The organism is Rossellomorea sp. GQ25 (assembly GCF_059758515.1).
Genome location: NZ_JCAXEQ010000006.1, coordinates 143,683 through 159,400 on the forward strand (window position 1 = coordinate 143,683; position 15,718 = coordinate 159,400).

A 15,718-nucleotide genomic window follows, 5' to 3' on the forward strand; every position below is an offset into this window, starting at 1 on the left:
GTCCCTCGGGGTGGACCTTTTTTCTTATATTTCTCCAGCTTTGACGTATAATAAAAGTAGACATATTGTTCAGGAGGATGTTATGAAAACAGTTATTTTAGCGATTGTGACCGGTTTCTTGGTTGGATTTATTTTTGCTTTATTCAAGCTTCCCATTCCGGCACCGCCTGCTTTGGCCGGGATTGCCGGAATTGTAGGCATTTACCTAGGATTTAAAGCATTTACAGCCATTCAGCCTTGGATTGAATCAGTCTTTAAATGATATGTACATATGAAAAACGATCCCATTTACGGTAGCTTCCATCTATTTTAAATGGGACCGGTTCATGGAATAAAGGACCATCGAACACAAAGCTATGAAATTCACCGATCTCACCATGAAGAAATTTCAGACAAAAAAAGACGAACAACTAAGTGTTCATCTCTATCATTACCATTCCAAAGCCCCACCACTAATCCGCTTCACTCCCCTAATCGTCGAGAGGTCCTCTATCAGCTTAAGCATGGCCAAATCCTTATGCTTTGCTTCAATCATAAAGTCAACGTCCTGATCAAACGTCTTGAGTGTTTTGAAAAATCCCTCTACGAAGCCTGCATCGACCAAATCAGCGTGAGAGCGGAATGCTTTTTCCGATTTCGGCGAGGAAATATGTATTTTGGGAACCAGATCCCTTTTTTCCCATGTGGCAAAAATCGCTTCAATATAATCCACCAAAGGCTTCTCGCTAGGGTTACCCTCATGATGATGAATGTCGAGAACCATGGGGATGCTTTCCTTTTGACATACGGCTAATGTTTCTTCAACCGTATAGGTTTTGTCGTCGTTCTCCAGGGTCATGATCTCTTTCACATCAGACGGGAGGGCTTTCAAATTCTCATGAAAGCGTCCCAATGTTTCTTCCTTATCACCATAACTTCCACCAATATGAATGTTAATGACAGAGCTTTCCTCAAGCCCCATATACTCAAGCATGCGGTAATGATAAACCATATCCTTTACGGCGTTGTCCGTTACATGCTGTCTGGGACTAGTGAATAAAGTGAATTGATTGGGGTGAAAGCTTGCCCTGATCCCAAACTTCTTGATTAGATCCCCAAGCTCTTTCCATTCTTTTTTGAAAGGAGTATGAAAGTCCCACTCGACTTCCGGATGAGTAGCTAAAGGAACAAGTGAGCTTGATAGTCGGTACAGTTCAATTTCGTGAGCTGCACACAGATACAGTATGCGTTTCGTATGTTCCAGGTTTAATCTTGTTACTTCCTTCAAACGATCCATTCGTTCCTCTTTCGGAAGATCAGAATATCGTTTGTAGGTCATGGTTTTGGCAGGGCTCGCGTCCCATAAGGAGAGGGAATTAGCAACGAACCCCAGTCTGACTTTCATGTGGTATCCTCCTAAAGTAAGATTGAAATGGATGAAGCGACGCGTTCCTTTAAACGGGTGAGAATGGAAACAGAAGCAAGGTCACTTTCACTCAGCATGTCGGATGCCTCCATATCCTTTGCCATTTCTTTTTTCAATGTGTGAATAAATTCTTTGTCGAAAATAAGGTTGTTAATTTCAAGATTGATAAAGAAACTTCTTTTATCAAAATTGGCCGTACCTAAATCACAGAAATGATCGTCTACAATCATTACCTTTGCATGGTAAAATCCGTTCATAAATTGATACACCTTTGCCCCTTTAGAAAGCAGAATTCTGAAATATGGAAAGGCAGCTTCCTTCACTAACATATGGTCAGCATTGTTGGGAGTGATGATTTTTACAGTGACTCCACGTCCCAGTGCGTCACAAAGGGCATCCATTAAAGTGGGAGTAGGGATGAAGTAAGGGGTCCCAATAATGATCTCCTCCTTGGCTTCATCGATGAATTTCTTAAAAAAATCCTCTATATTCACCCCTTCTGTCGGGAAAATCTGATGTGCAATGCTTCCTTTTTTAGCTGGAGGAAAGTATTTCGTTTTGTCTTTCAGATTCTTTTTCGTCCCTCTGAACCAATCGATGCAAAATTCTTTTTGTAAGTCGTGAACACCTTCACCTTCTATATGAAGGTGGTAATCCCTCCAAGGAGAAAGCTCGGGTTTGTCATTTTCATCAATATATTCTTTCCCGACGTTATAACCGCCCAGATATCCAAACACCCCATCAATCACCGTGATCTTCCGGTGATTGCGCTGTTGAGATGAGAAGAATAGGAAGGGGAGACGCACCTTTTCGCAGAAGGCCACTTCCACACCAACGTCACGAAGCATTCTCACTTTTGATTTAGGTACCTTATAACTCCCGATCTGATCCATTAACAGGCGGACCTCTACGCCTTCTTTTGCTTTATCCTTCAGTAATTCCAAAAACCGTAAAGCAAAATGGTCATCTTGTACGATATAGAATAAAACATGAATGGAAGACTTGGCTTCTTTCATTTCTTTAAACATTTGATCAAAAAGCTCGGGGCCTCTGGAAAATAATTCAATATTGCTGTTTCGTTTTTCATAATCTCTTCTTGTCCGTGTCCGGATGAAACGACTTCTTCCCAGCTTAAAGTCGATCATTAACCATCCTATTACGACAACTATTATGAAAAGTAGGATGAACCACCACATATAATCACTCTCTCATCTGCATTGACTTTAGTATGTCCTGAAATCTTTCGCACTTTGCACTCTTTCTTCTTTTACCTTAAATGATTCATATTGAAACCTATAGGGGTACAAAAAGTCCTGGTTATTTCCGAAGAATGAATGGCTATTCATGTAAAGGTTTTCATTTTTCTTAGTAAAAACCATTGACTGAATGCTCATTCATAATATAATGGATATATGAACTATTCAGAATATTAATTTGGTTTGTAAAAGTTTGAACAAAGGGGAAGTTCAATCGAACCAAAGAAGGGGGAGTGTTTGTCTATGAATGGGTTACTCATTCTCAATTGGGTTGCATTTATTCTTGTGACCATTTATGCACTTAGTCTGTTTGTGTATGTAGTAAAGACGAGAATTGAATATATTAAGCTCGGAAAGAAAGTGGAGTTCGACCAGCGATTCAAGGAACGATTCCAGAAGATCGTGGTCAATGTCTTCGGACAAAAGAAGCTCTTGAAGGATAAGAAGAGTGGAGCGATCCATGTCATGTTCTTCTACGGCTTCATTTTAGTCCAATTTGGAGCCATCGATTTCATCTGGAAAGGACTTGCCCCGGGAAGTCACTTACCACTGGGACCGTTATATCCTGGATTCACGTTCTTCCAGGAGCTTGTCACGCTCATGATCCTGGTAGCGGTTGTCTGGGCCTTCCATCGCCGCTATGTGGAGAAGTTGGTCCGTTTAAAAAGAGGATTTAAGTCAGGCTTGGTTCTACTGTTCATCGGTGGATTAATGCTGTCCGTTCTTGTAGGGAACGGGATGGGCCTTATCTGGCACGGTGAAGAGCTTGCGTGGACAGAGCCTGTAGCATCACTCATTGCAGGAGCACTTGGAGCCATTGGAGAAACAGCTTCCATCGTCATTTTCTATGTAGCCTGGTGGATCCATTTACTATTCTTACTGGCATTCTTGGTATATGTTCCACAATCCAAGCACGCTCACTTAATCGCAGGTCCTGCGAATGTCTACTTTAATCGATTAGACAACCCTGGAAAGCTGAAGCCCATCGATTTTGAAGATGAGTCAGCCGAAAGCTTCGGAGTAGGGAAGATTGAGGAGTTCACGCAACATCAAATGATCGACTTCTACGCATGCGTGGAATGTGGTCGTTGTACGAATATGTGTCCTGCTACAGGAACAGGGAAAATGCTTTCCCCAATGGATTTAATCGTGAAACTGCGTGATAACCTGACGAATCACGGTGCAGTCGTTACGCAGAAAAAGCCATGGGTGCCGACTTTTGCATTCAATGGCACTAAAGGGAATCAGCTGGCGATGGCGAGTGCCACTCAAGCAGCGGAAGAAGCGGCTGCTGGTGCAGCGTACAGTCCAAGCCTGATCGGAGACGTCATCACAGAAGAAGAAATCTGGGCATGTACGACGTGCCGTAACTGTGAAGACCAATGTCCGGTTATGAACGAGCACGTGGATAAAATCATCGATCTTCGCCGTTACTTGGTTCTGACAGAAGGAAAGATGGACGCAGATGCACAACGCGCCATGCAAAACATCGAACGCCAAGGAAATCCTTGGGGCCTTAACCGTAAAGAACGTGAAAACTGGCGTGAAGCGAGAGAAGACGTTCATATTCCTACGGTGAAAGAAATGAAAAAAGCAGGAGAAGACTTCGAATACTTATTCTGGGTTGGATCCATGGGTTCATTCGATAACCGCAGCCAAAAAATTGCGTTATCCTTTGCCAAGTTGCTGAATGAAGCAGGCGTGAAATTCGCAATCTTAGGTAACAAAGAGAAGAACTCCGGTGATACACCACGTCGACTGGGTAATGAGTTCCTATTCCAGGAGCTTGCAGGTCAAAACATCGCCGAATTCGAAAAGAATGAAATCAAGAAAATAATTACAATCGATCCGCATGCGTATAACATTTTTAAGAATGAGTATCCAGACTTCGGTTTGGAAGCGGAAGTGTATCATCATACGGAACTTCTATATGACCTGGTAAAAGAAGGGCGTCTGAAACCGAAATACGAAGTGAATGAAACGATCACCTTCCACGATTCCTGTTACCTGGGACGTTACAATGAAGTATACGATCCACCACGGGAAATCCTGAAATCAATCTCCGGCGTGAAATTGGTTGAAATGGAACGTAACCGTGAAAAAGGCATGTGCTGTGGAGCAGGTGGAGGACTCATGTGGATGGAAGAAGACGCAGGTCACCGCGTAAACGTTTCCCGTACAGAGCAGGCACTTGAGGTCAGCCCATCGGTCATCAGCTCGGGTTGTCCATACTGCTTAACGATGCTATCTGATGGAACAAAAGCGAAGGAAGTAGAAGAAACCGTCTCTACTCAGGATGTGGCAGAAATCCTTGAAAAAGCGGTATGTGGCGATCAAAAAGATCAGCCTGCTGCTTCGTAAAAGGCTGTTTTCTTTTGTTTCACTCCTTGATGTTCAACTACCGAGAAGCGGATCTTTCATTATTAAACGGATAATATTCTTTTTACAAAGCTCTCTTGGTAATGTTGATAGAGAAAGTAGTAGTTGATTTCCGCTGCAGGATGCTCGCTTTCCGCGGGGCGGGCGGTGAGCCTCCTCGTCGCTGCGCTCCTGCGGGGTCTCACCTGTCCCGCTATTCCCGCAGGAGTCGAGCACCTTCCGCTTCAATCAACTTTCTGAGATTGGGCTGTTTTAATAAGCTACTTTATAAAAACTAAAGTCTCTTTTTTCTACAATAATATATTTAATAGAAAAATAAAAACTTTCTAAAAAATCATTACGTTCTAACCGAATATGAAGTACAATAAAGCTATATAAGGGACAAAAACTGTCCCTTCTCTTTTGGGGAATGGTTGAGCGAGCGTTCAGTCGAATAAAAGGGAGTCCTATTTTTTTAAGAACAGTTGAAAGCGTATACAATTTGTTTTTGTCGAATCAAATCATTCAGATATAAAGGAGAGCGATTGAGATGGGAAAAACGGTTATTTTAGATGGTGCGAGAACGCCATTCGGTAAATTTGGTGGAAGCTTAAGCAGTTTTACAGCTTCAGAGCTTGGCGGTTTTGCTGTGAAGGAAGCCCTGAAACGATCAGGCATAAATGGTGAAGAGGTAGAAGAAGTGATCCTTGGATCTGTTTTACAAGGGGGGCAGGGACAGATCCCTTCCCGACAAGCATCCCGTCATGCCGGATTACCGTGGAACGTCAAAACAGAAACCATCAACAAAGTATGTGCTTCAGGAATGCGCAGTGTGACAATGGGTGACCAAATCATCCGTGCAGGTGACGGGGAAGTCATCGTGGCTGGCGGAATGGAATCCATGTCAAATGCACCGTACATCCTTCCGAAAGCTCGCTGGGGATTCAAGATGGGTGATTCCCAAGTGAAGGACTTAATGGTTCATGACGGATTGACGTGCAGCTTCAACAATGTCCATATGGGTACGTACGGAAATGAGACAGCGAAGGAATTTGAACTATCAAGAGAAGAGCAGGACGGGTGGGCACTTAGAAGCCATGAACGCGCTCTGAAAGCGACAGATGCAGGTATTCTGGGTGAAGAAATCGTCGCGGTGGAAGTACCACAGCGTAGAGGGGAACCAGTAGTAGTCAATAAAGATGAAGCCCCGCGAAAAGAAACGTCCATCGAAGCTCTGTCCAAATTAAGCCCTGTCTTCGGATCAGAAGGAACGATCACAGCAGGGAACGCACCAGGGGTCAATGATGGAGCGGCTGCCATGATACTCATGAGTGAAGAGAGAGCCACAAAAGAAGGGAAGCAGCCGTTAGCCACCATCCTTGGACATACAGCAATTGCCGTTGAAGCGAAGGACTTCCCGCAAACACCGGGACTCGTCATCAATGAACTGCTGAAGAAAACGGGCAAATCACTTGAAGAAATCGACCTGTTTGAAATTAACGAAGCATTCGCTGCTGTTGCCCTGACAAGTGGGAAAATCGCCGGGTTAGATCCGGAAAAAGTCAATGTAAACGGTGGAGCAGTCGCCCTTGGTCATCCGATTGGAGCAAGCGGAGCGCGTATCATTTTGACACTGGCATACGAACTGAAGCGTCGCGGAGGCGGTGTAGGAATTGCATCGATCTGCAGCGGAGGCGGTCAAGGGGATGCGATCATGATTGAGGTGGCGAAGCAGTAGAAGGGTAGGAGAGTGTTGTACCAGGTACAAAGTGGGTTGATTGTACCAGGTACAAAAAGAACGAAATGTACCAGGTACAAAGTTGCCAGGCGCAGGTTTGCTTGTATGGTATACCAGCCACTATAAGGGTTCAGCTGCTGAATTTTCGAAATAAATCAGCAGCTGAACAACACAGATCCAACTTCAAACTAAACTAACTAGATTACTAGTGTTAGCTATAACAAAGGGGAGAATATAATGAACATCAAAAAAGTAATGGTCATCGGGGCAGGACAAATGGGCTCAGGGATCGCTCAAGTGTGTGCGCAGGCAGGATTCGACGTCTACCTGAACGATCTGAAAACAGAATTTGTACAAAAGGGAATCGGCGTGATCACAAAGAACCTGACGCGCTCCGTTGAAAAAGGAAGAATGTCAGAAGAAGAAAAAGCAGCTACAGTGAACCGTTTAACGGCTTCAACCGATATTCACGACGCGAAGCAAGTAGACCTTGTCATCGAGGCAGCGGTTGAAAACATGGATATCAAAACAAAAATCTTTGCTCAACTAGATGAGATTGCACCAAAGCACACGATCCTTGCTTCTAACACTTCTTCACTTCCGATTACAGAAATCGCTGCAGCGACTAATCGGCCCCAGCAAGTGATCGGAATGCATTTTATGAACCCTGTACCGATCATGAAGTTGGTTGAAATCATTCGCGGGCTTGCGACGACGGATGAAGTGTATCAAGTGATCGAAGACATGACGAAATCCCTCCATAAAGTACCTGTTGAAGTAGAGGACTTTCCTGGATTCGTCTCAAATCGTATCCTTATGCCGATGATCAACGAAGCGATCTACACGCTGTATGAAGGGGTGGCGAGTAAAGAGGCGATTGATGAAGTGATGAAGCTCGGTATGAATCATCCAATGGGTCCTCTTACTCTCGCAGACTTCATCGGGCTTGATACCTGCCTATACATCATGGAAACACTGCACGAAGGCTTTGGTGATGACAAATATCGCCCATGTCCGCTACTTAGAAAATATGTGAAAGCAGGCTGGTTGGGACGTAAAACAGGCCGCGGTTTCTATTCATACGAGTAATAACGACGAACATCAGGGAGGAACCATTCATGGAGTTACGATTCACGGAAGAGCAACAGATGATGAGAAAGATGGTACGGGATTTTGCAGAAATGGAAATCCAGCCGTATATAGAGAAGATGGAAGAAGGACTATTCCCGAGAGAGATTCTAAATAAAATGGGGGAACTTGGCTTGATGGGAATCACGATTCCTGAGAAATATGGCGGCTCTGAAATGGATTTCACATCCTATATCATTGCTATTCATGAGCTGTCTAAAGTAAGCGCAACCATCGGTGTAATTCTGTCTGTGCATACTTCAGTAGGAACCAATCCGATTCTATATTTCGGAAACGAAGATCAGAAACAAAAGTACCTTCCTAAGCTTGCGACTGGGGAATATTTAGGCGCTTTCTGCCTAACGGAACCTAGTGCAGGGTCGGATGCGAAAAGCTTGAAAACGAAAGCCGAAAGACGTGACGATCACTACGTTTTAAATGGATCAAAAGTCTTTATTACAAATGGTGGCGAAGCGGATACCTATATTGTCTTTGCCGCAACGGACCCGTCAAAAGGGAGCCGGGGAGTATCAGCCTTTATCGTAGAGAAAGATACACCGGGTCTTGTGATTGGAAAAGACGAACATAAAATGGGTCTCCATGGTTCGAGAACAGTTCAGTTGACCTTTGAAGATATGAAAGTCCCGGCTGAAAGCCTTCTTGGTCAAGAAGGGGAAGGCTTCAAAATTGCCATGGCGAATCTCGATGTCGGAAGGATCGGGATCGGAGCACAAGCATTAGGAATCGCTGAAGCGGCTTTCGACTATTCAACCGCTTATGCCAAAGAGCGCGTACAATTCGGTAAGCCGATCGCAGCCCAACAGGGGATTGGATTCAAGCTGGCTGATATGGCGACGGCTGTTGAAGGATCGAAGCTTCTTGTGTACCGCGCTGCCAATCTTCGTTCGAACAATATATCTTGTGGGAAAGAAGCCAGCATGGCAAAGCTCTTTGCTTCGAAAACAGCGGTGGAAGTCTCTACAGAGGCGATCCAAGTTTACGGTGGATATGGCTATACGAAAGAATATCCGGTTGAGCGTTTGTTCCGTGATGCGAAGGTGACGGAGATTTATGAGGGTACAAGTGAGATTCAGAGAATGGTGATTGGGAAGAATTTGTTGGTTTAGTGTGACGAATGAAGTTTGGGTTGAAATCTTGGAGGAGTGTTTTAGTTCATACATTCTGAGCGTGTCAGGCACCTTATCTTGATTGCGATTCTTAGTGGCGTAAAGGAGAGTTCTTTTTATCGCCTGTCTCGTGAGGGTGCCAGATCTGGTCTGTAATACATTTTAGATATGGGGGAATTGAGATGAATTTTAAGTTATCGGAAGAGCATGAAATGATACGTAAGATGGTGCGTGATTTTGCGCGGAATGAGGTGGCACCGACTGCTGCTGAGCGTGATGAGGAAGAGCGCTTTGATATGGATTTGTTTAAGAAGATGGCTGAGCTTGGGTTAACGGGGATTCCATGGCCGGAAGAGTACGGTGGAATCGGGAGTGACTACCTCGCATACTGTATCGCCGTTGAAGAGCTATCAAGAGTGTGTGCGTCCACGGGAGTGACTCTTTCAGCTCATACTTCTTTAGCAGGCTGGCCCGTATATAAATTTGGTACAGAAGAGCAAAAGCAGAAGTACCTTCGTCCAATGGCACAAGGTGAAAAAATCGGGGCTTACGGACTGACTGAGCCGGGTTCAGGATCGGATGCTGGCGGTATGAAAACAACAGCTCGTTTAGAAGGTGATCACTACGTATTGAACGGCTCTAAAATTTTCATCACGAATGGTGGAATCGCCGATACGTACATCGTATTTGCTTTGACAGACCCTTCTCAGCGCCAACGTGGAACGAGTGCGTTCATCGTAGAGAAAGAATTTGATGGATTCTCTGTAGGGAAGAAAGAGAAGAAGCTGGGGATTCGTTCATCTCCAACGACTGAGATCGTGTTTGAAGATTGTAAGGTACCGAAAGAAAACATGCTTGGGAACGAAGGCGATGGATTCAAGATTGCCATGATGACACTTGATGGCGGTCGTAACGGAATTGCTGCTCAGGCGGTGGGGATTGCTCAAGGAGCCCTTGATGCGTCTGTAGAGTATGCAAAAGAGCGTGTACAATTCGGGAAGCCGATTGCAGCGAACCAAGGAATTTCATTCAAGATTGCCGATATGGCGACGTCCATCGAAGCTTCCCGTCTATTAACCTATCAAGCTGCATGGTTAGAGTCAGAAGGTCTTCCGTACGGAAAAGAATCGGCGATGTCGAAGCTGATGGCCGGGGATACAGCGATGAAAGTGACAACAGAAGCGGTTCAAATTTTTGGTGGATATGGTTATACAAAAGACTATCCTGTAGAGCGTTATATGCGTGATGCGAAGATTACGCAGATTTATGAGGGGACGCAGGAGATTCAGAGGTTGGTTATTTCCCGGATGGTGACGAAGTAATTGAATGTGTTTTTTTTGAAGAGGATCTCTTGATAGTCCTGAAGCGTGTCAGTCCCTGATGGTTTCTACTTTGCTTCGTGGCGTGAAGGGGTTTGTATCATTGGAAGCTTCTTAAGGGTGCCAGACCCGGTTTGAATAGCTATGTGATTAGAGAGATAGATTGGTATCTGCTTTGTTGGGGGATGAGGCAGATTGGTCTTGGAATGGGGTCAATGGGAGAATCGGATAGAAAAGGCGGTCGGTTGTTTTGAATAAGAAGAGGGAAGTTCATGCTTCGGTTAAGGATGAGCGTTTAGTAGAAAAGCGGCGTGATCAGATGATTCGTGGGGCCGTCTCTCTATTTAAACAAAAGGGATTTCATCGCACCACGACTAGAGAGATCGCAAAGGCCGCCGGATTCAGTATCGGAACGCTATATGAATATATTCGAACAAAGGAAGATGTCTTATATTTAGTGTGTGACAGCATTTATGAGCAGGTTCGATTGGAGCTTGAGGAGCTGGATGTCGGAAAAGGGACACTGGAGAGCTTAAGGCTCGGCATCGCTCATTATTTTAAAGTGATGGACCGGATGCAGGATGAAGTCCTCGTCATGTATCAGGAGGCGAAATCTTTATCGAAGGACGCCCTTCCATATGTACTGCGTAAAGAACTTGAAATGGTGGGGATGGTGGAGGGCCTCATCATAGGTTGTGTCCAGAGTGGAAAGCTTGAGCTTGATGAAGATCAGATCCATATGCTGGCTCAAAATGTATTCGTCCAAGGACAGATGTGGGGATTCCGTCGTTGGGCACTGCAGAAGCGTTTTACACTCGATGAATACATCAACCTTCAAATCGAACTCACTTTTGCAGGCGTCATAGGGTTTGAAAAACAAGGGAGAACAGGGGGAGTAATATGAGCACGGTTGAAATTTATAAACCAAAGCACCATGTTCGTTTTGTAACGGCTTCGAGTCTGTTTGACGGACATGATGCGTCGATCAACATAATGCGTCGGATTATCCAGGCAAGTGGGGCAGAGGTTATCCATTTAGGACATAACCGCTCCGTGGAGGAAGTCGTCAATGCTGCGATTCAGGAGGATGTACAGGGAATCGCAATTTCGTCCTATCAGGGAGGACATGTTGAATATTTCAAATACATGTACGACCTTTTAAAAGAAAGAGGAGCTTCTCATATCCGCATTTATGGCGGGGGTGGGGGAGTCATAATCCCACGTGAAATCAAGGAGCTGCACGAATACGGGATTGCCCGCATCTTTTCACCAGAAGACGGTCGAAAGCATGGTCTTCAAGGAATGATCAACAACATGATTGAAGAGTGTGATTTCCCGACGATCAAGGGAAACGTGAATCAAGAGGTTGAAAAGCTTTCGACTGGAAATGTGAACACGGTTTCGAAGCTGATTTCACTTGCCGAGTATCAAGTCGGAGCGAATGAAGAAGTGGCAGCGACAGTACAAACCGTTTTTTCTGAAATAAAGAACTTAGCGAAAAAAGTACCTGTTCTAGGGATCACTGGAACGGGTGGAGCAGGGAAGAGTTCTTTGACGGATGAGCTGATCCGTCGTTTTATCAACGAGCTTCCTGAAAAGAAGATCGCGATACTATCCATCGATCCTACGAAACAAAAAACAGGCGGAGCCCTTCTTGGGGACCGCATTCGTATGAACGCCATCTTCAATCCTCGCGTCTATATGCGAAGTCTTGCTACCCGTGGGTCGAAAACAGAGCTTTCACTGGCCATCAAGGATGCCATCAATGTTGTCAAAGCGGCAGGCTATGACCTGATCGTCGTTGAAACGAGCGGGATCGGTCAGGGGGATGCGGAAATCGCTGAAATCTGTGATATGTCCATGTATGTCATGACAAGTGAGTTCGGTGCTCCGTCCCAGCTTGAGAAAATCGATATGATTGATTTTGCCGACCTAATTGTCATCAATAAATTTGAGCGCAAAGGCTCAGAGGATGCAAGACGCCAGGTCCAAAAGCAGTATCAGCGCAGCCACTTGCTTTTTGATAAAGACTTAGATGACATGCCGGTATACGGAACGATCGCCAGTCAGTTCAACGATCCAGGTACGAATGCATTATTTGCTGCGATCGTGGAAACCGTGAACAATAAAATGGAACTGGATTGGAAAACAAGCTTCTCCAAAGACGTGGATGTGGAAAAGCAAAACGTCATCATTCCAAACAATCGCCGTTACTATCTGCGTGAGATTGCGGAAACGGTCCGGAACTATCATAAAAAAGCCGAGGAGCAGGTGAACCTTGCCCGCAGATTGTTCCAATTGGAAGGAGCAATCGAAGCCGTTAACGAAAAGGAAACGAATGATGGGGTCGTCACATCCCTTCAGACGTTGAAAGAAGAACTCGAAAACAAGTTAACAGCTGAGTCGAAACAGATTTTACAAAAATGGGATGGGTTAAAAGAGACCTACAGCAAAGATCAATTCATCACAAAAATCCGTGATAAAGAAATCGTCACTGAATTAAAGACAAAGAGCTTATCGGGACTTAATATTCCGAAGGTGGCCCTTCCAAAATACAAAGACTACGGACAGATTCTGGATTGGGTATACAAAGAGAATGTTCCAGGATCGTTCCCATACACAGCAGGAGTGTTTCCTTTTAAACGAAAAGGGGAAGATCCGAAGCGTCAGTTTGCCGGAGAAGGCACACCTGAACGGACGAATCGCCGTTTCCATTATCTATCTAAGGATGATGATGCGAAACGCCTGAGTACAGCCTTTGACTCTGTAACATTATACGGTGAAGATCCGGATCACCGCCCTGACATATACGGAAAAGTCGGGGAGAGCGGAGTGAGCATCTGTACACTTGAAGACATGAAGAAGCTATACGCTGGCTTTGATCTATGTGCGCCTTCTACGTCGGTATCTATGACGATCAATGGTCCGGCACCGATCATCCTTGCCATGTATATGAATACGGCGATCGATCAGCAGATCCGCATGAAAGAAGAAGAGCTTAACCGTGTACTGACGGTGGAAGAATATATTGAAGTGAAAGAACAAACCCTTCAAGTCGTCCGTGGTACGGTGCAGGCAGATATTTTAAAAGAAGATCAAGGACAAAATACTTGTATCTTCTCGACTGAATTTGCTCTTCGCATGATGGGTGACATCCAGCAGTACTTCATCGATCATAAAGTACGAAACTATTACTCTGTATCGATTTCCGGCTACCATATTGCAGAAGCGGGAGCCAATCCGATTTCACAGCTTGCCTTCACATTGGCGAACGGGTTTACTTACGTTGAATACTATTTAAGTCGCGGAATGGACATCAATGCGTTTGCACCAAACTTATCGTTCTTCTTCTCGAATGGTCTGGACCCCGAGTATACAGTGATCGGCCGTGTGGCTCGTCGCATTTGGTCAACGGTGATGCGTGATAAATACGGCGCAAATGAGAGAAGTCAAAAGTTGAAGTATCATATTCAAACATCGGGCCGCTCTCTTCATGCCCAGGAGATTGACTTTAACGATATCCGTACTACACTTCAAGCCTTGATGGCCCTGCAGGATAACTGTAACTCCCTGCATACCAATGCCTATGATGAAGCTATCACGACACCTACAGAGGAATCGGTCCGCCGTGCCATGGCAATTCAGATGATCATTACGAAAGAACACGGATTATCGAAAAATGAAAATCCGCTTCAAGGATCGTTCATCGCAGAAGAACTGACCGATCTAGTGGAGGAAATGGTTCTGACAGAATTTGATCGCCTAAATGATCGAGGCGGTGTACTCGGATCGATGGAAACCCAGTATCAACGAGGGAAAATCCAAGAGGAATCCATGTACTACGAAATGAAAAAGCATTCCGGGGAACTTCCGATCGTGGGAGTGAACACGTACCTGAATCCAACTCCACCTTCAGAGGAACAAATGGACAGCATGGAACTTGCACGTGCAACGAAGGAAGAAAAAGAAACACAAATTCAAAATCTGCAAGACTTCCAATCACAGCACAAAGATCAATCCGAAGAAGCCCTGATCCGCTTAAAACAAGCAGCCGTAGGCGGAGGAAACATCTTTGAAGAACTGATGGAAACGGTGAAAGTAGCCAGTCTTGGCCAAATTACACGCTCCCTATATGAGGTTGGCGGGCAGTACCGTCGAAATATGTAACAACCAAGAAGAAGATGAGACTACTGTGGGGATGCAGTGGTCTCTTTTTCTAATTGGGCATATTCATAGGTGCGAGGAGTCTCACCGCCCACCCCGCGGAAAGCGAGCATCCTGGACAACGCATGTCTGTTGAAAAATGATAAAAGTAAACCCAACAAGTTTAAAAAGTCCAAAAACAGTCTATCCTTTAAACAAAATCAACCAATTTTTAACACGATCTTAATAGTAGTCGGGTATCATTTCCTATATAATGAGAATTGTCAGATAAGTGAGAGGGTAAGAACGATATATACGTTTGGATGTGAGACTGTGAAGACTATTTTTCGTTATATACTATTAACCATCATCATATTTGCTGCAGTACTTCTATATCACTTGCAATTAGGAGCGATTCCTTTTTTTCTACTCTCTTTCTATCTTTTCTATGAAGCGTTCCGTGTGATTCGAAACGGTGAAAAAGAAGAGAAATGGGAAAGTGGCAGATCCTCCTGACACCTGTTGTGAAAAAAATGCAAGAAAAACCAGATAGGTATAGCATAAAGTCTTTTCTATTGTTTATAATGATGAATATGGTTAAAATTGATAATGGAGAATTTTTGCCCTTTTTTACTCTACTTAGTAGAGTGTGAAATAGAGAAAGGAAGTGCGTTAATTGAGTCTTAAGCAGTTATCCAAAGAAGAATTACGTCAAACATCATTCATTGAGTTGGCACATGAGATTTTAACAGAGAAAAAGAAAGCGATGCCTTTCGAAGACGTAGTCAAAGAAATTAAAGGTTTGCTTGGAATCTCTGAAAAAGAGGTTCGCAGCCGCTTACTTCAATTCTACACGGATCTTAATGTCGAGGGACGTTTTATTGCCATGGGCGATAACAGTTGGGGATTAAGAGAATGGTATCCGGTGGATCAAATCGAGGAAGAAACCGTTCCAACGATGAAATCCAGCAAAAAGAAAAAAGCGAAGAAGAAAGACGATGAAGATTTAGATCTTGAAGATTTCGAGGATCTGGACGATGAAGATCTTGATTATGATGATCTTGATGACACGGACGATGACGATGATCTGACAGATGACGACGATGTAGATGCCGTTGACGCCGATGCAGATGAAGATCTGGACATCGATGAAGACGAGGAAGAACTTGAAATCGATGAATTCGATGAAGACGAAAACGAAGAAGAAGAAGATCTTGATGAGGAAAAGGACGATAAATAAACTT

At 44.4% G+C, this 15,718-nt stretch carries 13 protein-coding genes; 10 read left to right on the plus strand and 3 right to left on the minus strand.

All coding sequences use genetic code 11. The annotated features are described in order from the left end of the window. Positions 1-82: 82 nt before the first annotated feature. Entirely contained in the window at positions 83-262 is a 180-nt protein-coding gene (locus AC6CIB_RS18515; protein WP_148970668.1) for a XapX domain-containing protein, read from the plus strand. Here AC6CIB_RS18515 and AC6CIB_RS18520 read toward each other — a convergent pair. Genes AC6CIB_RS18520 through cls form a run of 3 tightly spaced genes read right to left on the minus strand, consistent with a single transcriptional unit; the run spans position 255 to position 2,550 of the window. Next, complete coding sequence (locus AC6CIB_RS18520; protein ID WP_498283148.1) at positions 255-410, minus strand: hypothetical protein; 156 nt, start codon at positions 408-410, stop codon at positions 255-257. The genes AC6CIB_RS18515 and AC6CIB_RS18520 overlap by 8 nt on opposite strands. Before the next feature lie 20 nt (positions 411-430). Beyond that, positions 431-1,384: a UV DNA damage repair endonuclease UvsE gene (gene uvsE / locus AC6CIB_RS18525; protein WP_498283150.1), complete on the minus strand. Its 954-nt coding sequence runs from the start codon at positions 1,382-1,384 to the stop codon at positions 431-433. 11 nt (positions 1,385-1,395) lie between these two features. After that, complete coding sequence (cls, locus tag AC6CIB_RS18530; protein ID WP_498283152.1) at positions 1,396-2,550, minus strand: cardiolipin synthase; 1,155 nt, start codon at positions 2,548-2,550, stop codon at positions 1,396-1,398. A gap of 354 nt (positions 2,551-2,904) precedes the next feature. Between cls and AC6CIB_RS18535 the strand changes: the two genes are divergently transcribed. From AC6CIB_RS18535 to rpoE, 9 genes are all read left to right on the plus strand, one after another. After that, a complete protein-coding gene (locus tag AC6CIB_RS18535; RefSeq protein WP_459226982.1) occupies positions 2,905-5,022 on the plus strand; it encodes a 4Fe-4S dicluster domain-containing protein in 2,118 nt (705 codons plus the stop codon). A gap of 547 nt (positions 5,023-5,569) precedes the next feature. Then, on the plus strand, positions 5,570-6,757 hold the full coding sequence (locus AC6CIB_RS18540) for an acetyl-CoA C-acetyltransferase (protein ID WP_498283154.1): 1,188 nt from the start codon (positions 5,570-5,572) through the stop codon (positions 6,755-6,757). A 237-nt stretch (positions 6,758-6,994) separates the two neighbouring features. Next, a complete protein-coding gene (locus AC6CIB_RS18545; RefSeq protein ID WP_498283156.1) occupies positions 6,995-7,846 on the plus strand; it encodes a 3-hydroxybutyryl-CoA dehydrogenase in 852 nt (283 codons plus the stop codon). A gap of 29 nt (positions 7,847-7,875) precedes the next feature. Continuing rightward, positions 7,876-9,012: an acyl-CoA dehydrogenase gene (locus tag AC6CIB_RS18550; protein WP_498283158.1), complete on the plus strand. Its 1,137-nt coding sequence runs from the start codon at positions 7,876-7,878 to the stop codon at positions 9,010-9,012. A gap of 182 nt (positions 9,013-9,194) precedes the next feature. Further along, entirely contained in the window at positions 9,195-10,334 is a 1,140-nt protein-coding gene (locus AC6CIB_RS18555; protein ID WP_498283160.1) for an acyl-CoA dehydrogenase, read from the plus strand. A gap of 247 nt (positions 10,335-10,581) precedes the next feature. Beyond that, entirely contained in the window at positions 10,582-11,235 is a 654-nt protein-coding gene (locus tag AC6CIB_RS18560; protein ID WP_498283162.1) for a TetR/AcrR family transcriptional regulator, read from the plus strand. Further along, positions 11,232-14,498, plus strand: coding sequence for a fused isobutyryl-CoA mutase/GTPase IcmF (gene icmF / locus AC6CIB_RS18565; protein ID WP_498283164.1), 3,267 nt, complete (start codon positions 11,232-11,234; stop codon positions 14,496-14,498). Before AC6CIB_RS18560 ends, icmF begins: the two co-directional genes overlap by 4 nt. Positions 14,499-14,807: 309 nt before the next feature. Then, positions 14,808-14,990: a hypothetical protein gene (locus tag AC6CIB_RS18570; protein ID WP_498283166.1), complete on the plus strand. Its 183-nt coding sequence runs from the start codon at positions 14,808-14,810 to the stop codon at positions 14,988-14,990. Between the two features lie 160 nt (positions 14,991-15,150). Continuing rightward, entirely contained in the window at positions 15,151-15,714 is a 564-nt protein-coding gene (rpoE, locus tag AC6CIB_RS18575) for a DNA-directed RNA polymerase subunit delta (RefSeq protein ID WP_498283168.1), read from the plus strand. The last annotated feature ends 4 nt before the right edge of the window (positions 15,715-15,718 follow it).